This window comes from Sinomonas soli (assembly GCF_054782415.1).
Map to the genome: position 1 here is coordinate 365390 of NZ_BAAGSN010000011.1, position 17870 is coordinate 383259.

17 protein-coding genes are annotated in these 17870 nt (G+C 72.0%); 2 read left to right on the top strand and 15 right to left on the bottom strand.

The annotated features are described in order from the left end of the window. Positions 1 to 55: 55 nt before the first annotated feature. Complete coding sequence (gene map / locus ACYVKZ_RS11535; protein WP_460992382.1) at positions 56 to 934, top strand: type I methionyl aminopeptidase; 879 nt, start codon at positions 56 to 58, stop codon at positions 932 to 934. Between the two features lie 41 nt (positions 935 to 975). Further along, complete coding sequence (ppgK, locus tag ACYVKZ_RS11540) at positions 976 to 1779, top strand: polyphosphate--glucose phosphotransferase (RefSeq protein ID WP_460992383.1); 804 nt, start codon at positions 976 to 978, stop codon at positions 1777 to 1779. 88 nt (positions 1780 to 1867) lie between these two features. Here the strand turns inward: ppgK and nrdR are convergent, their stop codons facing one another. The 15 genes from nrdR to murG all read right to left on the bottom strand — a co-directional run bounded on the left by nrdR (position 1868) and on the right by murG (position 17870). After that, on the bottom strand, positions 1868 to 2341 hold the full coding sequence (nrdR, locus tag ACYVKZ_RS11545) for a transcriptional regulator NrdR (protein WP_460992384.1): 474 nt from the start codon (positions 2339 to 2341) through the stop codon (positions 1868 to 1870). A gap of 111 nt (positions 2342 to 2452) precedes the next feature. Beyond that, positions 2453 to 3835 carry a histidinol dehydrogenase gene (gene hisD, locus ACYVKZ_RS11550; protein WP_460992385.1) on the bottom strand — a complete coding sequence of 461 codons (1383 nt, stop codon included), beginning with the start codon at positions 3833 to 3835 and terminating at the stop codon, positions 2453 to 2455. Positions 3836 to 3844: 9 nt separating this feature from the next. Beyond that, complete coding sequence (locus ACYVKZ_RS11555) at positions 3845 to 4408, bottom strand: hypothetical protein (RefSeq protein ID WP_460992386.1); 564 nt, start codon at positions 4406 to 4408, stop codon at positions 3845 to 3847. Further along, positions 4401 to 7934 carry a DNA polymerase III subunit alpha gene (dnaE, locus tag ACYVKZ_RS11560; protein ID WP_460992387.1) on the bottom strand — a complete coding sequence of 1178 codons (3534 nt, stop codon included), beginning with the start codon at positions 7932 to 7934 and terminating at the stop codon, positions 4401 to 4403. Before dnaE ends, ACYVKZ_RS11555 begins: the two co-directional genes overlap by 8 nt. Positions 7935 to 8028: 94 nt before the next feature. Further along, positions 8029 to 8955: an RluA family pseudouridine synthase gene (locus tag ACYVKZ_RS11565; protein WP_460992388.1), complete on the bottom strand. Its 927-nt coding sequence runs from the start codon at positions 8953 to 8955 to the stop codon at positions 8029 to 8031. Further along, entirely contained in the window at positions 8948 to 9538 is a 591-nt protein-coding gene (lspA, locus tag ACYVKZ_RS11570; protein ID WP_460992389.1) for a signal peptidase II, read from the bottom strand. Before lspA ends, ACYVKZ_RS11565 begins: the two co-directional genes overlap by 8 nt. A 74-nt stretch (positions 9539 to 9612) precedes the next feature. Continuing rightward, entirely contained in the window at positions 9613 to 10263 is a 651-nt protein-coding gene (locus tag ACYVKZ_RS11575; protein ID WP_307006338.1) for a DivIVA domain-containing protein, read from the bottom strand. A gap of 136 nt (positions 10264 to 10399) precedes the next feature. Continuing rightward, positions 10400 to 10687 (bottom strand): YggT family protein, encoded by a 288-nt coding sequence (locus ACYVKZ_RS11580; RefSeq protein WP_307006340.1) that lies wholly within the window; start codon positions 10685 to 10687, stop codon positions 10400 to 10402. Positions 10688 to 10700: 13 nt separating this feature from the next. Next, the gene (locus ACYVKZ_RS11585) at positions 10701 to 11216 is read right to left on the bottom strand and encodes a cell division protein SepF (RefSeq protein WP_307006341.1); all 516 of its coding nucleotides are present in this window, start codon (positions 11214 to 11216) and stop codon (positions 10701 to 10703) included. 81 nt (positions 11217 to 11297) lie between these two features. Next, positions 11298 to 12008 (bottom strand): YggS family pyridoxal phosphate-dependent enzyme, encoded by a 711-nt coding sequence (locus ACYVKZ_RS11590; protein ID WP_460992390.1) that lies wholly within the window; start codon positions 12006 to 12008, stop codon positions 11298 to 11300. Beyond that, on the bottom strand, positions 12001 to 12726 hold the full coding sequence (locus ACYVKZ_RS11595) for a polyphenol oxidase family protein (RefSeq protein WP_460992391.1): 726 nt from the start codon (positions 12724 to 12726) through the stop codon (positions 12001 to 12003). Before ACYVKZ_RS11595 ends, ACYVKZ_RS11590 begins: the two co-directional genes overlap by 8 nt. After that, complete coding sequence (gene ftsZ, locus ACYVKZ_RS11600; RefSeq protein WP_307006344.1) at positions 12723 to 13955, bottom strand: cell division protein FtsZ; 1233 nt, start codon at positions 13953 to 13955, stop codon at positions 12723 to 12725. The genes ACYVKZ_RS11595 and ftsZ overlap by 4 nt, the downstream gene beginning before the upstream one ends. Positions 13956 to 14204: 249 nt before the next feature. Next, on the bottom strand, positions 14205 to 15320 hold the full coding sequence (locus ACYVKZ_RS11605; protein ID WP_460992392.1) for a cell division protein FtsQ/DivIB: 1116 nt from the start codon (positions 15318 to 15320) through the stop codon (positions 14205 to 14207). Continuing rightward, positions 15310 to 16725: a UDP-N-acetylmuramate--L-alanine ligase gene (murC, locus tag ACYVKZ_RS11610; RefSeq protein ID WP_460992393.1), complete on the bottom strand. Its 1416-nt coding sequence runs from the start codon at positions 16723 to 16725 to the stop codon at positions 15310 to 15312. Before murC ends, ACYVKZ_RS11605 begins: the two co-directional genes overlap by 11 nt. Further along, positions 16722 to 17870: an undecaprenyldiphospho-muramoylpentapeptide beta-N-acetylglucosaminyltransferase gene (murG, locus tag ACYVKZ_RS11615; RefSeq protein WP_460992394.1), complete on the bottom strand. Its 1149-nt coding sequence runs from the start codon at positions 17868 to 17870 to the stop codon at positions 16722 to 16724. The genes murC and murG overlap by 4 nt, the downstream gene beginning before the upstream one ends.

Here is a 17870-nt window from a genome sequence, read left to right on the forward strand (position 1 = left end):
CTCCCGGGCCTCCGTCATGAAGCCCCACGCTGCGCTCGACTAGTACACTCACCCTATGCCTTCTACCCCCTCCACGGCACCCCTGGGCACGCTTGTCCGCGGCACCCTGAGCCCGGTCCGTCCGGTCCCGGCGTCGATCCCGCGCCCGGAGTACGCGTGGAAGCAGGCCCCCGAGAAGTACACGGGCCCCAACGTGCTCACGCCCGAGCAGATCGAGAAGGTGCGGGCCGCGGGCCGGATCGCCGCCCAGGCCATCGTGGAGGTCGGCACGCACATCCGTCCGGGCGCCACCACGGACGAGCTCGACCGCGTGGGCCACGAGTTCCTCCTCGACCACGGCGCGTACCCCTCGACCCTCGGCTACCGGGGCTTCCCGAAGTCCCTGTGCACGTCGGTCAACGAGGTCATCTGCCACGGGATCCCCGACTCGACCGTCCTGGCGGACGGGGACATCATCAACATCGACATCACCGCCTTCAAGGACGGCGTCCACGGGGACACGAACTTCACGTTCCTCGTCGGGGACGTGGACCAGGAGTCGAGGCTGCTCGTGGAGCGGACGCAGGAGTCCCTCCGCCGGGGCATCAAGGCCGTCGCCCCGGGCCGCGAGATCAACGTGATCGGCAGGGCCATCAGCGCCTATGCGAAGCGCTTCGGCTACGGGGTGGTGCGGGACTTCACCGGCCACGGCGTGGGCGAGGCCTTCCACTCGGGGCTCATCATCCCGCACTACGACGCCGCCCCCGCCTACGGCACCATCATGGAGCCGGGGATGGTGTTCACGATCGAGCCGATGCTGACGCTCGGCGGGATCGAGTGGGACATGTGGGAGGACGACTGGACTGTCGTCACCCGCGACCGGAAGCGCACTGCCCAGTTCGAGCACACCCTCGTCGTCACCGATTCCGGCGCCGAGGTCCTCACGGTTCCCTGAACCACCCCTCCCCCACACGACCCGCGAGAGGCAGGCCGCGCATGGCAAAGAGCGAGAAGAAGAAGAAGTCCCGGGCAACCGCGATCGGCATCGACATCGGCGGCACGGGGATCAAGGGGGGAATCGTCGACCTCGCCAAGGGCAAGCTGGTCGGGGACCGCATCCGTGTCGACACCCCGCAGCCCTCCACCCCGGAGGCCGTGGCCGCCGTGGTGGCCCAGATCGTCGACGAGCTCGGCAGCCGGGAGGAGGCGCCCGACGCCGACAGCCCGGTGGGCGTCGCGTTCCCCGCCATCATCCAGCACGGCGTGGCCCGTTCGGCCGCGAATGTGGACAAGTCGTGGATCGACTTCGAGGTGGACAAGGCCTTCACCGACAAGCTCGGCCGGCCGGTCGAGGTGGTCAACGACGCGGACGCCGCAGGGCTCGCCGAGGTGCGCTTCGGCGCAGGGAAGGGCATCGACGGGACGGTACTCGTCATCACCCTCGGCACGGGCATCGGGTCCGCCTTCGTGTTCGACGGGCGCCTGGTCCCCAACGCCGAGCTCGGCCACCTCGAGATCGACGGCCACGACGCGGAGACGCGGGCCTCGGCTGTGGCGCGCGAGCGGGACGGACTCAGCTGGGAAGACTACTCCGTGCGGCTCCAGCGCTACTTCGAGCACGTCGAGTTCCTCTTCTCGCCCGAGCTGTTCATCGTGGGCGGCGGCATCTCCAAGCGTGCCGACGAGTACCTGCCGCTGCTGAAGCTGCGCACGCCGATCATCCCCGCCAAGCTGAAGAACGAGGCCGGGATCGTGGGGGCGGCACTCCAGGTCGCGATCCACCACAAGCTCGCGAAGTAGGCCACCCGCTCTCCAGCGGACGACGGCGAGGGGCCCCGGACAGCACGTCCGGGGGCCCTCGCCGTGGTCGCCGCAGCGCGGCCCTGCCTCAGCCGGCGGCCGAGTCGGGCGCGCCCTCCCGTTCGGAGCGGAGCACGCTGATGGCGGCCTCGAAGTCGGCGAGCGACTCGAAGTCCTGGTAGACGCTCGCGAAGCGCAGGTAGGCCACCTGGTCGAGCCTCTTGAGCGGGCCGAGGATCGCCAAGCCGATCTCGTGCGCCCGGATCTCGGCGGAGCCCGCCGCGCGGATGGTCTCCTCGACTTCCTGGGCCAGGAGCGCGAGGTCGTCGTCAGTCACGGGGCGGCCCTGGCACGCCTTGCGGACGCCGTTGATGACCTTGGACCGGCTGAACGGCTCCCCGGCGCCGGAGCGCTTGAGCACGGTCAGGCTTGTGGTCTCGAGGGTCGTGAACCGCCGGCCGCACTCGGGGCACTGGCGCCGGCGGCGGATGGCCGAGCCGTCATCCTGGAGGCGGCTGTCGACGACGCGGGAATCGGGATTGCGGCAGAACGGGCAGTACACGCAGTCCATCCTACTGAGCGCCGGGGCCCTCCCACAAGGCGTGACCACAACATGTAGTGCCGCTGACACTACGCGTTGGGGCTGAGGAGACGTCTGCCCGCGACCCGGGCGTCAGGCGCCGGCGAACCTCGCGTCGACCGCGTCGCCGTGCGCCGGCAGGTCCTCGGCGTCGGAGAGGCTGCGGATGTGCGCGGAGACGCCTTTGAGGGCCGCCTCGGAGTAGTCCACCACCTGGATGGCGCGCAGGAACGTCGTGACGTTCAGCCCCGACGAGAACGCCGCCGTGCCGGAGGTCGGCAGGACGTGGTTTGATCCGGCGCAGTAGTCGCCCAGGCTCACCGGGCTGTAGTCGCCGACGAACACGGCGCCGGCGTTGCGGATGCGGGCGGCGACGGCGGCCGCGTCGGACGTCATGATCTCGAGGTGCTCGGCCGCGTACGCGTCGCAGACGGCGATCCCGGCCTCGAGGTCGTCGACGAGCACGACGCCGGACTGCTCGCCGGAGAGCGCCTCGAGGACGCGGTCGCGGTGCTTGGTGCTCCCGGCGAGGACCGCGAGCTGCTCCCGCACGCGGTCCGACAGCTCCGGCGAGTCCGTGATGAGGACGCTGCCGGCCCGGGGGTCGTGCTCGGCCTGGCTGATGAGGTCCGCCGCGACGAGCTCCGGGCGCGCCCCGGCGTCGGCGAGGATGGCGATCTCGGTGGGGCCGGCCTCTGCGTCGATGCCGACGACGCCCTTGACGAGCCGCTTGGCGGTGGCCACGAAGATGTTGCCCGGCCCGGTCACGACGTCTGCGGGCTCGATCGCGGGCAGTGCCCCGGCGCCGTCGGGCGTGCCGACGGTGCCCGCGGGGATCCCGTAGGCGAACGAGACGATCGCCTGCGCGCCGCCGATCGCGTACACCTCGTCGATGCCCAGCAGGGCCGCGGCGGCGAGGATGGTCGGGTGGGGCAGGCCCCCGTTCTCCTTCTGCGGCGGGGACGCGAGCGCGATCGAGCCGACGCCGGCTGCCTGGGCCGGCACCACGTTCATGACCACGCTCGAGGGGTAGACCGCGAGGCCGCCCGGGACGTAGAGGCCCACCCGGTTCACCGGCACCCAGCGCTGGGTGACCGACGCGCCGTCGGCCGGGTGCACGGTGACGTCGGCGGGGACCTGCGCGGCCGCGAACGCCCGGGCGCGCGCGATCGACTCCTCGAGGGCGGCGCGCACGCTGGGATCGAGCCCCTCGAGGGCGGCGGAGATGGCCTCGGAGGGGACGCGCGGGTGGCGCTGCTCGACGCCGTCGAACTTCGCGGCCAGATCGGAGAGAGCCGCGAAGCCGCGGGACCGCACCTCGGCGATGATCCCGCGCACTGTGTCCTCCACGCCCGAGCCGTTCCCGGCCGCCAGGCGCGGGACCGCTGCCTTCAGCTCCGCGGGCTCGAGGGCATGTCCCCGCAGGTCGACGGTGCGGAAGGCGGGCGAGGCGGGAGTGGGGGCGGCGGAAGTCACCGCCCCAGTCTACCGGCGGCGCCCCGGCCGCTGCGCGGCCGCCGAGTCCGCTCCGTCGCGGGGCGGGACCCACCACAGGGTGGTGAAGGCGAGCACCGCGAGGGCGACGACGGCGGGCCAGACCGCGAGGGCGCTGAGGGCCTGCAGCCCGAACGCCGACTCGGCGACCGAGGGGCTGGCCCCGCGGGCCCCGAGCACGCGTCCGAGTCCCACGCCGGTCCCCCAGGCGGCGAGCGTGCCGAGCGTGCTCCCCGCCAGGGCCGACAGGCCCCGGTTCGGCAGGCCGGTCCGGCGGCGGCTGGCCGCGAGCCCGACGGTGATCGAGAGTCCGGCTGCCAGGCCGAGGGCGCTGAAGAGGAGGTCCCGCTCGTCCCAGGTCTGGTAGTCGGTCCCTGCGCCGTAGAACAGGCCACCGGGCGCCACGGCGACCCAGACGGTGCCCAGCACCAGGCCGCCCAGCAGCGGGTACACGCACCAGCGCACGAGGGACATCCGCTCCCGCCGGTCGGCGCGCTGCGCGTCCTGGGCCGCGGGCGTGCCGGGGTCCGCGCGCGTCTCCCCCGCCTCAGGCATCGAGGCAGGCCGGGCCGAGGAGGACCTTGAGGTCTCCGAACAGGGCGGGGTTGGGGTTGACCCGCAGGTGGACGCCGAGCCGCATCACCTCGATGCTGCGCGTGCCCTGGAGCCGGAGCTGGACCTCGTTGTGGCCGGGATGCGTCTTGAGGACGTCCCCGAGCTGGGTCACCACCCGTTCGGTCGCCTTGTGGGTGGGCATGCTGATGACCACCGGTCCTCCCGTGGCGTCCGAGAGGTCCGGGACCGTGAGCTCCATGGCGTTGAGCGCCACGTTGCCGTCGTCGCGGCGCTGGAGCCTGCCCTTGACCACGACGATGAGGTCCTCGGCGAGGATCGAGGAGATCGGGCCGTAGACCTGGCCGAAGAACATCACCTCGATCGATGCCCCCAGGTCCTCGATCTCGGCGCGGGCGTAGGCGTTGCCGCTGGCCTTGGCGATGCGGCGGGACAGGGACGTGATCATGCCCGCAATGGTCACGATCGACCCGTCGGCCGGGCCCTCGTCCGCAATGAGGGCGTTGATCCCGGTCTCGGCGTGCTGCGCGAGCACACCCTCCAGGCCCTGGAGAGGGTGGTCGGAGACGTAGAGGCCGAGCATGTCGCGCTCGAAGGCGAGCTTGTCCTTCTTCTCCCACTCGGGCAGGTCGGGGATCTCGACGGCGAGGCCGGCCGCCCCGCCGCCCTCGGCGTCGCCGAAGGCGCTGAAGAGGTCGAACTGGTTGTTCGCCTCGTTGCGCTTGAGCGTGATGACGGCGTCCACCGCCTCCTCGTGGATCATGGCGAGGGAGCGGCGGGGGTGGCCGAGCGAGTCGAACGCGCCGGCCTTGACGAGGGATTCGATGGTGCGCTTGTTGCACACCACGGCCGGGACCTTGGTGAGGAAGTCGGAGAATCCGGTGAAGGCGCCCTTCTCCTCCCGTGCGGCGACCATCGCATGGACCACGTTGGCCCCGACGTTGCGGACGGCGCCCATGCCGAAGCGGATGTCCTTGCCCACCGGGGTGAAGTTCAGCGACGACTCGTTCACGTCCGGCGGCAGGACGGTGATGCCCATGTGCCGGCACTCGTTCAGGTACATGGCCGACTTGTCCTTGTCGTCGCCGACGGACGTCAGGAGTGCTGCCATGTACTCGGCCGGGAAGTGCGCCTTGAGGTAGGCGGTCCAGTAGGACACGACGCCGTACGCGGCCGAGTGCGCCTTGTTGAAGGCGTAGTCCGAGAAGGGCAGCAGGATGTCCCAGAGGGCCTTGACCGCCTCGTCGGAGAAGCCTCGCTCGCGCATGCCGCCGGAGAAGCCCGCGAACTGCTTGTCCAGCTCCGACTTCTTCTTCTTTCCCATGGCACGGCGGAGGATGTCCGCCTGTCCGAGCGAGTAGCCGGCCACCTTCTGGGCGATGGCCATCACCTGCTCCTGGTAGACGATCAGGCCGAAGGTCGTGTCGAGGATGTCCTTGAGGGGTTCCTCGAGCTCGGGGTGGATCGGGGTGATCTCCTGCAGCCCGTTCTTGCGCAGCGCGTAGTTGGTGTGCGCGTTGGCGCCCATCGGTCCGGGCCTGTAGAGGGCCAGGACGGCGGAGATGTCCTCGAAGTTGTCCGGACGCATGAGCTTCAGGAGCGAGCGCATGGGGCCGCCGTCGAGCTGGAACACCCCGAGGGTGTCGCCGCGGGCCAGGAGCTCGTAGGAGGCCGCGTCGTCGAGCTCGAGGCGCTCGAGGTCCAGGTCGATGCCCTGGTTGAGCTTGATGTTGTCCAGCGCGTCCGTGATGATCGTCAGGTTCCTCAGGCCGAGGAAGTCCATCTTGATCAGGCCCAGGCCCTCGCAGGTCGGGTAGTCGAACTGCGTGATGACCTGGCCGTCCTGCTCGCGGCGCATGATCGGCACGATGTCGATGAGCGGGTGCGAGGACATGATGACGCCGGCCGCGTGCACGCCCCACTGGCGCTTGAGTCCCTCGAGGCCGGTCGCGGTCTCGAAGACGCGCTGGGCGTCCGGGTCGGTGCGCAGCAGCTCGCGCATCTCCTCGGCCTCGCCGTAGCGCTTGGCCTCGGGATTGTGGATGTCCGCGAGGGGCATGCCCTTGCCCATGACGTCCGGCGGCATGGCCTTGGTGAGCCGCTCCCCCACCGAGAACGGGTAGCCGAGCACGCGGGAGGAGTCCTTGAGGGCCTGCTTGGCCTTGATCGTGCCGTACGTGACGATCATCGCGACGCGGTCGTCGCCGTACTTCTCGGTGACGTACTTGATGACCTCCGAGCGGCGGCGGTCATCGAAGTCGACGTCGAAGTCGGGCATCGAGACGCGGTCCGGGTTGAGGAAGCGCTCGAAGATCAGCCCGTGGTCCAGCGGGTTCAGGTCGGTGATGCGCATGGCGTAGGCGGCCATGGAGCCGGCGCCGGAGCCGCGGCCCGGTCCGACGCGGATGCCGTTGTCCTTGGCCCAGTTGATGAAGTCCGCGACGACGAGGAAGTAGCCCGGGAAGCCCATCTGGGTGATGATCCCGATCTCGTACTCGGCCTGCTTCCGGACGGCGTCCGGGATGCCGGCGGGAAAGCGGTAGTGGAGGCCGCGCTCGACCTCCTTGACGAACCAGGACTCCTCGTTCTCCCCCTCCGGGCAGGGGAAGCGGGGCATGTAGCTGGCCTTGGTGTTGAATTCGACGTCGCACCGCTCGGCGATGAGCAGGGTGTTGTCGCAGGCCTCGGGGTAGTCGCCGAAGATCGCGCGCATCTCGTCCGGGGACTTGAGGTAGAACTCGTCCGCGTCGAACTTGAAGCGCTTGGGGTCCGCGAGCGTCGAGCCCGACTGGACGCACAGGAGCGCGGCGTGGCTCGAGGCGTCCTCGGCGTGGGTGTAGTGCAGGTCGTTGGTGGCCACGAGCGGGAGCCCGAGGTCCTTGGCGAGGCGGTACAGCTCGGCCTGGACGTTGCGCTCGATGTCGAGGCCGTGGTCCATGACCTCGCAGAAGAAGTTGTCGGCCCCGAAGATGTCGCGGAACTCGGAGGCCGCCTCGCGCGCCTCCTTGTAGAGGCCGAGGCGCAGCTTCGTCTGGACCTCCCCGGAGGGGCACCCGGTGGTCGCGATGATGCCCTTGCCGTAGGTCTGCAGGAGGTCGCGGTCCATGCGCGGCTTGTAGAGGTAGCCCTCGAGGGACGCCAGCGAGGACATCCGGAAGAGGTTGTGCATCCCCTGGGTGTTCTCGGCCCACATCGTCATGTGGGTGTAGGCGCCGGCGCCGGAGACGTCGTCGCGGCCGCCCTCGCCCCAGCGGACACGGGTCTTGTCCTGCCGCGCGGTGCCGGGCGTGAGGTAGGCCTCCACCCCGATCACCGGCTTGATCCCTGCGTCCGTGGCCTTCTTCCAGAAGTCGAACGCGCCGAACACGAAGCCGTGGTCGGTGGTGGCGAGCGCATTCATGCCGAGCTCCTCGGCATGGCTGAACAGGTCCCCGAGCCGCGCCGCGCCGTCGAGCATCGAGTACTCGGTGTGGTTGTGGAGATGGACGAACGAACTGCTGGAGGTCACCGACCCAGTCTAGGCGTCGCCGCCGGCAGCTCGGCGGAGGCACGACGGCGTCCTCCGGGCTGCGGACCCGGCGCGCCGCGGCGTGGGGCGCAGCTCAGACGCGGCCCTCGCGCAGGACGTCGATCGCGTACTGCAGGTCTGCGGGGTACGGGCTCACGGCCTCGACCCGCTCGCCGGTCCTCGGGTGCGCGAACGCGAGCCGGTAGGCGTGCAGCCACTGGCGGGTGAGGCCGAGGTCCGCGGCGAGCCGGGGGTCCGCCCCGTAGGTCAGGTCGCCCGCGCACGGGTGGTGGAGCGCCGAGAAGTGGACGCGGATCTGGTGCGTGCGGCCGGTCTCGAGGTGGACCTCGACGAGGCTGGCGCGGCCGAAGGCCTCGATCACCTCGTAGTGGGTCACGGACGGACGCCCGTCCTCGATGACCGCGAAGCGCCAGTCGTACCCCGGATGGCGGCCGATGGGCGCATCGATGGTCCCCTCGAGCGGGTCCGGGATGCCCTGGACCACGGCGTGGTAGACCTTCTCGACGGTCCGGTCCTTGAACGCCTGCTTGAGCGCGGTGTAGGCGAGTTCGGTCTTGGCCACCACCATGGCACCGGAGGTGCCCACGTCGAGCCGGTGCACGATGCCGGCGCGCTCGGGCGCGCCGGAGGTCGAGATCCTGTAGCCGGCGCCGGCGAGGCCACCGACCACGGTCGGGCCCACCCACCCCGGCGAGGGGTGCGCAGCGACGCCCACCGGCTTGTCCACGACCACGAAGTCCTCGTCGTCGATGAGGATCTCGAGTCCGTCCACCTTCTCCACCACCACTTCCAGAGGGTCCCGCGTCTCGGGCCGTTCGACGAGGAGTTCCTCGCCCGCGCCGACCTTCGCCGACTTCGCCACGGCCTTCCCGCCCGAGAGGACGTGGCCCCCGGCCAGGAGGGAGGCGGCCACGGACCGCGAGACCCCGAGGAGGGCGCCGAGCACGGCGTCGGCGCGTCCGCCCGCGAGGTCCTCGGGGACCACGAGGACCTCAGCCACGGTCCGGCTCCGCGCCTGGGCCGCCCGCGCCCTCGGCACCCGCCTCGGGCCCGCCTGCGTGCCGCTGGCGCGTCCCGTCGGGCGAGCGGCCCAGGAGCGTGAGCAGGCAGACCAGCACGACGCCGCAGACCACGGCGGAGTCCGCGACATTGAAGATGGCGAAGTGGGGCAGCGAGATGAAGTCGACGACGTGGCCCATGCCGAAGGAGGGCTCGCGGAAGAGGCGGTCGGTGAGGTTGCCCAGGGCGCCGCCGAGGACGAGACCCAGCGCAGCGCCCCACCACAGCGAGCGGACCCTGCGCGTGTAGACGATGATGCCGACGGCCACCACGGTCATGATGATCGTGAAGACCCAGGTGATGCCCTCGCCGATCGAGAAGGCGGCCCCCGAGTTGCGGATGTAGTACCACTGCAGCAGCGGCGGGAGGACGGGGATGCGCTGGCCCTCCACCATCGTGCTCGTCACCCACAGCTTGGTGAGCTGGTCACCGGTGTAGGCGACGGCAGCGATGAGGGCCAGGAGCACGACGGCGCGCCGTCGCCGCCGGAGCGGGACGGCGGGAACGTCTTCAGTAGTGTCCATGCTTCTTTCCGATGGCAGCGCGAGGCCGGCGCCCGCCGTAGGCGGCCGCCGGCCTCGATGGCTCACGCGGTGGATCAGACCTCGGCGTTGTCGGAGATCTCAGCCGTGGCCACCGACCCGCGCGACTCGAGGTCGCGCAGCTGGCCCTCGATGTAGGCCTTGAGCCGGGAGCGGTAGTCACGCTCGAAGCCGCGGAGCTGCTCGACCTTGCGCTCGAGCACCGAGCGCTGCTGCTCGAGGGCGCCGAGGGTCTTGCGGGACTTCTCCTGGGCGTCGTTGACGAGGCTGCTGGCCTCGATCTGGGCCTCGGCGATGATCTTGTCGCGCTGGTCGAGGCCGTCCTGCACGTGCTTGTCGTGCATCTGCTGCGCCATGGCGAGCAGGCCTGCAGCGGACTCGGCGACCGCGGTGCGGCCGTCGCCGCCCTGGGCGGGGGCCTTCGGCGCCTGCGCTGCGGGGGCCGGGGCGACCTCCTTGGCGGGCTCGGGCTTGGTCTCCTCGCGCACCTCGGCAGGCGCCGGCTTCTCGGCGGCCTGGGGGGCAGCACCCTGCTTGCCGGAGAGCTCGGCGACCTTCTTGCGGAGCTCGTCGTTCTCCTGGTTGAGGCGGCGGAGCTCGATCACGATCTCATCGAGGAAATCGTCGACTTCGTCCTGATCGTAGCCTTCGCGGAACTTGGTCGGCTGGAACCGCTTGTTGACAACGTCTTCTGGCGTCAGAGCCATCTGCTCACCTCATTGGTCTAATCGGTCAGGCAGCATCCGCCACCACGACTACCGTATCTTGAATTTGCTGGTGGATGCTCGGCACGCCGCCGCCGCGGCAGCGGGCGGGCACGAGCTGGGAGGACTGTGGGCGCCCCTAGGCGAGGCCTGCCACGATCGACATCGCGATCACGACCACGATGACGAGGACGATGAACGCCAAGTCGAGGCTCATCGCCCCGAGCCGGAGGGGCCTGAACCAACGCCGCGAGAGCTTCATAGGCGGGTCCGTCACCGTGTACACGGCGCTGGCAGCGACGAGCGCCGCACCCCGCGGCCGCCAGGACCGCGCGAACGACTGCACCCAGTCGAACACGAGGCGGGCGACGAGCGCGATGAAGAACAGCTCGAGCACGAGGTACAGGATGGCGAACAGGAAGCCCATGGCGCTGCGTGGCTCAGCTCTGGTTGAAGAATGTTGCCTGGTTGTCGGCGACCTTCTTGTCCTCGCCGAGGACCTCGATGGTCGAGGGCGAGAGCAGGAACACCTTGTTGGTGACGCGCTCGATGCTGCCGTGGAGCCCGAACACCAGGCCGGCCGAGAAGTCGACGAGGCGCTTGGCATCTGCCTCGCCCATGTCCGTCACGTTCATGATGACCGGAATGCCCTCGCGGAAGCTCTCGCCGATGACCTTGGCGTCGTTGTACGAGCGCGGGTGCACCGTGGTGATCTGGCGGAGTCCGCCGTCCTCGCGCACGGCCGCGGCACGCTTGATGGGAGTCACGGGAGCACGATACTCCTCCACCTCGGCCGGAGTCGCCTCGCGGGTGGCCAACGCCGTGCGGCGGTCCTCGCGCTCAGTGTGCACTGGCTGTTCCTCTTCCGTCCGTGCGTCGTGGGCCTCGGTCTCGAACTGCTCTTCGCCGTCCGCCAGGCCGAGGTAGATCATCGTCTTGCGCAGAGCGCCAGCCATGCTCGACTCCTGTCCTCGGGCCGCTGGGTGCAAACGCCAAAGCCGGGCCACTCGGCCCAGAAGGGCCCGACAGTGACGAAGCTACCCCACCGGCGGCCGCGGGCCGAGCACATCGGTGCCGATCCGCAGGTGTGTCGCACCTGCGGCGACGGCCGCCTCGAGGTCCTGGCTCATGCCGGCAGAGAGCATCGTCGCCTCCGGGAACGCCCGCCTCAGCCCTCCCCCGACCTCGGCCAGTCTGGCGAAGGCCTCCGCGGGGTCGGCCCCGAGCGGAGCCACCGCCATCACCCCGGCGAGGCGCAGCCCCGGCGAGCCGTCGATCAGCGCGCCGAGCTCCGGGACGTCCGCGGGGGCCGCTCCCCCGCGGCCCGAGGCCCTCGGGTCGAGGTTCACCTGGATCAGGCAGGCGAGGGGATCCTCGCGCCCCGCGGCGACGACGGCCCGCGAGAGCGCGGCCACAAGCTGGGGGCGGTCCACGGAGTGCACGGCCTCGGCGTAGCGGGCCACGCTCTTGGCCTTGTTGGTCTGCAGCTGGCCGATGAAGTGCCAGCGCAGGCCGAGGCCGGCGAGCTCGGCGGCCTTCGCCGCGGCCTCCTGGTCTCTGTTCTCGCCCACGTCCGTCACGCCCAGTTCGGCGAGGAGCCGGACGTCGGAGGCTGGGTGGAACTTGGTCACCACGATGAGCCGGGGCTCCTCGGTCCGCCCGGCCGCCTCACAGGCCGCGCGGATGCGCTCCCGGACCCGGGCGAGCCGGTCGGCGAGCTCCTCGCGGCGCCCCTCGCGATCAGCCATGGGACCAGACGAGCCCGGCGATCCGCCCGACGCCGGGGGCACGCCGGTGGGAGAAGAACTCGTCGTGCTCGTAGGTGCACGCCTCCGCCCCGCGGTGGACGGCCACGTCGGCCCGGGCGAGCTGGTCCCGCACCCCGGCCGGCAGGTCGAGGGCTGGCGTCCCCCAGCTGGTGGTCGCCGCCGTTCCAGGCACCGCGGCCTCGACCTCGTCGCGCAGCTGCGCCGGGACCTCGTAGCACGTCCCGCAGATGCTGGGACCGAGCCAGGCCTCGAGCCGGCGCGCGCCGGCCTCACGGAGCCTGGCGACCGCCTCGGGGACCACCCCGGCGACGAGGCCCGGGCGGCCGGCGTGGACGGCGGCGAGGGCGGGCCGGCCGTCGGCGAACTCGCCCACGAGCACCACGGGGACGCAGTCGGCCACCATGACGGCGAGGGGCGCGCCGCGCGAGAGGAGCGCGTCGGCGGTGGGCACGGAGTCTTCGCCGGCCCACGCTGCCTCGCGCCCGTGGACCTGGCTCATGTACTGGAAGGACGGGACCCCTGCGGCGGCGGCGAGGGCCGCCCGGTGGCGGCGGACGCCGTCGTCATCGCCCCCGACGTGGAACGCGAGGTTCCCCGCCGCGGCGCGCGTGAACGCGACGGTGACGCCGGGACGGACGTCCCGGCGCCACCAGAAGGGGCCTTCGGCCGGCGCGGCCGCAGCGGCGCCGCGGCTCACTTGAGGAAGTCGGGCACGTCGAGGTCGTCGTTGCGGTTGCCCGAGAGATCGGGCTCGACGACGGCGGGGAGCTCGACGTCGAAGCCGCCGTCGGCCGGCATGCCCGGGCGGCTCTGGCTCCACTGGCTCAGGCCTGCGTGCGCGGGGGCAGGCTGGCTCGGGCGCGGCGGGACGGAGGACTGCGGCGCGGCACCGTGGCCGGCGGGAGCAGCCGGGGCCGTCGGGGCCGCGGGAGCCTGCGCGGCGGCCGCCTTGGTGTCCTCGAGCGACGGCGAGGTCGCGCGGACGTCGTCGAACCCTGCGGCGATGACCGTGACGCGGGCCTCGTCGCCGAGCGCGTCGTCGATCACGGCGCCGAAGATGATGTTCGCCTCGGGGTGGGCGACCTCCTGGACGAGGCGGGCGGCCTCGTTGATCTCGAAGAGCCCGAGGTCGCTGCCGCCCTGGATCGAGAGCAGGACGCCGTGGGCGCCGTCGATCGAGGCCTCGAGCAGGGGCGAGGCGATGGCGAGCTCGGCGGCCTTGACGGCGCGGTCCTCGCCCCGGGCCGAGCCGATGCCCATGAGGGCGGAACCAGCGCCCTGCATGACGGACTTCACATCGGCGAAGTCGAGGTTGATCAGGCCGGGAGTCGTGATGAGGTCGGTGATGCCCTGGACGCCGGAGAGCAGGACCTGGTCGGCGGAGCGGAACGCGTCGAGGACGGAGACGTTGCGGTCGCTGATGGAGAGCAGGCGGTCGTTGGGGATGACGATGAGGGTGTCCACCTCGTCGCGCAGCGCCTCGATCCCGTTCTCGGCGCTCGTGGCGCGGCGGCGGCCCTCGAAGGTGAACGGCCGGGTGACGACGCCGATGGTCAGCGCGCCCAGGCTGCGCGCGATCCGGGCCACGACGGGCGCGCCGCCGGTGCCGGTGCCGCCGCCCTCGCCCGCGGTGACGAAGACCATGTCGGCCCCGCGGAGGACCTCCTCGATCTCGTCGGCGTGGTCCTCGGCGGCCTGGCGGCCGACCTCCGGGTTCGCGCCGGCCCCGAGGCCGCGGGTGAGCTCGCGGCCGACGTCCAGCTTGACGTCCGCGTCACTCATGAGCAGCGCCTGGGCGTCCGTGTTGATGGCGATGAATTCCACGCCTCGCAGACCGACTTCGATCATGCGGTTGACTGCGTTCACGCCACCGCCGCCAATGCCGACGACCTTGATGACGGCCAAGTAGTTCTGCGGTGCTGCCACGTTGAGTGTCCCTTGTTCGAAAGCCTGCTGGTTCTGCAAGAAGCCCGGAGTCCACAACCTTAACCTTCAAGTTGAAGGTTATAGTTATGTCAAGTAGCTCTTAGGAAGACGGTAGGGGGCGGCCTGAGGGCGTGCAACGACCGCCTTGGCGTGTCGCGCCACGTCCTCGGGGACACCCGTTCATTTCACCCACTCCACTGTGCCACACCCGCCCGGGGCACCCGGTCATCGCGTCGGTCATCGTCTCGGTCATCGTGTCACCGGATGGCGTGGCGTGCTGACGTCGAAGACCTGGACGGGGGCCTGCCCCTTCTGCGGCGTCGTGGAGGCCTTCATGAGGGCGGCCAGCACCTTGGCCTTGAGCTCCCTGTCGTCCGCGTTGCCCCACACGACGCTCCGGCCGTCCGCGAGCTTGAGCTGGACCGAGTCCGGGGACTGCGCCGACGCCGTGGCCAGCTGCGCGAGCACATCGGAGGGCAGCGCGGCGAGCACGGCGGTCACCGCCTTGAAGACCGCCTGGCCCATGGGCATCGCCGAACCGTCGATGACCGGAACGGCGTACTGGGAAATGTCGCGCGCCTCGCCCAGGACCACGCCGTCGCCGTCCACGACCAGGAGCTTCTGCCCCTGCTTGACGAGGGCCACGGGCACCCGTTCGACGACCTCGACCACGAGGGTCTCCGGCGGCACTGCGCGGGCCCGCACCGACTTCACCTGGACGAACTGGCCGAGCAGGCGGCCCACCTCGTCGGTGCCCACGGTGGCGAGCGGCTGCCCGCGCACAGGCGCGAGCGCGCCCTCGACCTGCTGCACGGCCAGCAGGTGGGTCCCCTGGACCGTGATCGAGCGGACGGCGACGAGCGGGGTGAACAGCAGCACGGCGAACAGCCCGGCGACGAGCGCTGCCGCGATCGCGGCGGCGAGCAGGAGCCGCCGCCGGCGCCGCCGGTGCGGCGGTTCGGGGAAGGCTAGGACGTCGGCGGACCCGTCCGCCGGGCCGTCAGGGTCCTGGGTGCTGCGCAGCCCGGCGAGCGTGGGCAGGTCGGAGAGCGCGGACCTGGGCCGCTTGGAGGGGGCCTGCGCGTCGTGCGCCGGCGCGGCATCCGCGGGCGGGGCGGCCGCACCGGTGTCGCCGGCGGAAGGGCCGGCTTCGGCCGAGCCGAGCAGGGTGACCTTGGGGCCGCTGCGGACGGTGACCCTGGCCGACGACGGGGGGCGGCCGGCGTCGTGCGCCGTCCCCGGCGATGCGGGCGGAGCGGGGCGCTCGCGCGAGGGCTGCTGGGGTTCCCTGCCCGGCCGCCCCCCCGCCGTGTCGTCCCGTCCCGGGACCCGCGGGACGCGGGGAATACGCCCGCTAGGAGCCATGGTGCGCCTCGGGGGCGGAGGGGCGGACGGAGAGGGCCTCGAGGAGCGCCGCACCCTGAGCCGTGACGTCACCGGCGCCCACGGTGAGCACGATGTCCCCGGGCGCAGCGGCCGCGGCGAGCTCCGCGACGGCGGCCGCCGGGTCCGGTCCGTACGCCCCCGCCGGCAGGTGCGCGGTGACGAGCTCGCTCGTGACGCCCGGGATCGGGTCCTCCCGGGCGGGATAGATGTCCATGACCCGCACAGTGTCCGCGGCGGACAGCGCCTCGGCGAACTGCGCACCGAACTCCCGCGTGCGCGAGAACAGGTGGGGCTGGAAGAGCACGTGGACGCGGTGGCCCCCTGCCACGGCCCGGGCCGCGGCGAGGGCGGCGCGCACCTCGGTGGGGTGGTGGGCGTAGTCGTCGAAGACCCGCACTCCCCCGGCCTCCCCCTTGAGCTCGAAGCGCCGTGCGGCGCCGGCGAAGTCGGCCAGCGACGCCGAGGCCAGGCCGGGGTCGGCGCCGGCGTCGACGGCGGCGGCGAAGGCCCCGGTCGCGTTCAGTGCGTTGTGCAGGCCGGGGACGCGCAGGGGCAGCGGGTGCACCCGGCCGTCCCAGCGGACCTCGGAGCCGGCGGGATCGAAGGACAGGCGCACGTCGGCGTCCTCCCCCGTGCCGTAGAGGAGCACCCGGGGAGCGCCCTCGCGCTCCCGGAGCCGCAGGCCCAGGGCCCGGGCCCCCGGGTCGTCGGCGCAGGCGAGGACGAGACCGTGGGCGGGCACGAGCGCGGCGAAGGCGTCGAAGGCGGCGTGCACGGCCTCGGCCGTGCCGTAATGGTCGAGGTGGTCTGCCTCGACGTTGGTGATGATCTCGGTCACCGGGCGGTAGTTGAGGAAGGACTCGTCCGATTCGTCGGCCTCGGCGACGAAGACGGCGTCCCGGCCGGCCGCGCCGTTGACGCCGAGGGCAGGCACGTTGGCCCCGATCGCGAAGCTCGGGTCGATCCCGGCGCCGCGGAGCATCCAGGTGGCCATCGACGTGGTGGTGGTCTTGCCGTGGGTGCCGGCGACGGCGATGACCCGGTCCTGGCCCATGGCCGCGGCGAGCGCCTCGGAGCGGTGGAGGACGCGCAGCCCGCGGGCGGAGGCCGCGACGAGCTCGGGGTTGTCCGGCCGGATCGCCGAGCCCCGCACGACCGTGTCTGCGTCCTGCAGGTTCGCAGCGTCATAGCCGACGGCGATCCGCGCTCCGAGCGCGGCGAGGTCCCCCATGACGGGCAGGTCCTTCGCGTCCGAGCCGCTCACGCTGACCCCGCGTCCGACCATCACGCGGGCCACGGCGGACATGCCCACGCCGCCGATGCCCACGAAGTGGACCTTGCCCAGGGACGCGAGCTCGGCTGTGTGCTGACTGGCGGCGCTCATGCGTGCGTTCCTTCCTGCAGTGCTGCGGCCTCGACCACCATGGCGGCCATGGACCGGTCCGCGTCCCGGACGCCGAGCCGCGCCGCCCGGCGGGACATCTCGGCCAGCCGCGCGGGGTCGGCCAGCAGTGGCAGGACCTGGTCGGCGAGCCATTCGGGCGAGAAGTCGGCGTCCTTGACCAGGAGGGCGGCCCCCGCCTCGACGAGGCCCCGGGCGTTGAGGGCCTGTTCGCCGTTGCCGATGGGCAGCGGGACGAAGACCGCGGGCAGCCCGACGGCGGCGACCTCGCAGACCGTGCCGGCGCCCGCCCGGCACAGGATCAGGTCCGCGGCAGCGTAGGCGGCCTCCATGGCGTCGACGAACTCCGTCTGGCGGTAGCCGGGGGCGCTGAGGGGAGCCCCGGAGGCGTCGGTGACGGTCTTCCCCCGGCCGGTGATGTGGAGGGTCTGCACACCGGCGCCGTCCAGGGCCGCGAGCGAGGCGGCGACGGTGCGGTTCAGGGCCGCGGCACCGAGGGAGCCGCCGGTGACCACGAGGGTGGTCTTCGCGGGGTCGAGGCCGAGGCCTGCGCGGGCGGATGCCCTGGCAGTGGAGCGGTTTAGCTCCGAGACCTCGCGGCGCATCGGCATCCCCACGGTGCGGGCATGGCGCAGTCGGGTGGCAGGGAACGCCTTGCCGACCCGGTGGGTGAGCAGGGCACCGACGCGGTTGGCGAGGCCCGCGCGAGTGTTCGCCTCGTGGACGACGATCGGGATGCGGAGGCGGCGCGCCGCGAGGTACATCGGGGTGCACACGTAGCCGCCGACGCCGACGAGGACATCGGCATCGGCGCGACGCAGGATCTCCTCGGACTGGCGCAGGGCGCGGGCGAACCGGAGCGGGAGCCGGAGGAGGTCAGCGCTGGGCCGGCGCGGGAGGGGCACGCGGTCGATCACCGCCAGTTCGAATCCCGACTCGGGGACGATCCTGGTCTCCATGCCCGCGGCCGTGCCGACGGCGAGGACCTTCGCCCCGGGAGCGGCCTCGACGACCGCCCGCGCGATCGCCAGGAGCGGGCTGATGTGCCCGGCGGTTCCGCCGCCCGCGAGCACGACGGACGGTCCCGGGGCGGGGACGGGGGTCCCGGAGGGATCCTCATGGGGCAT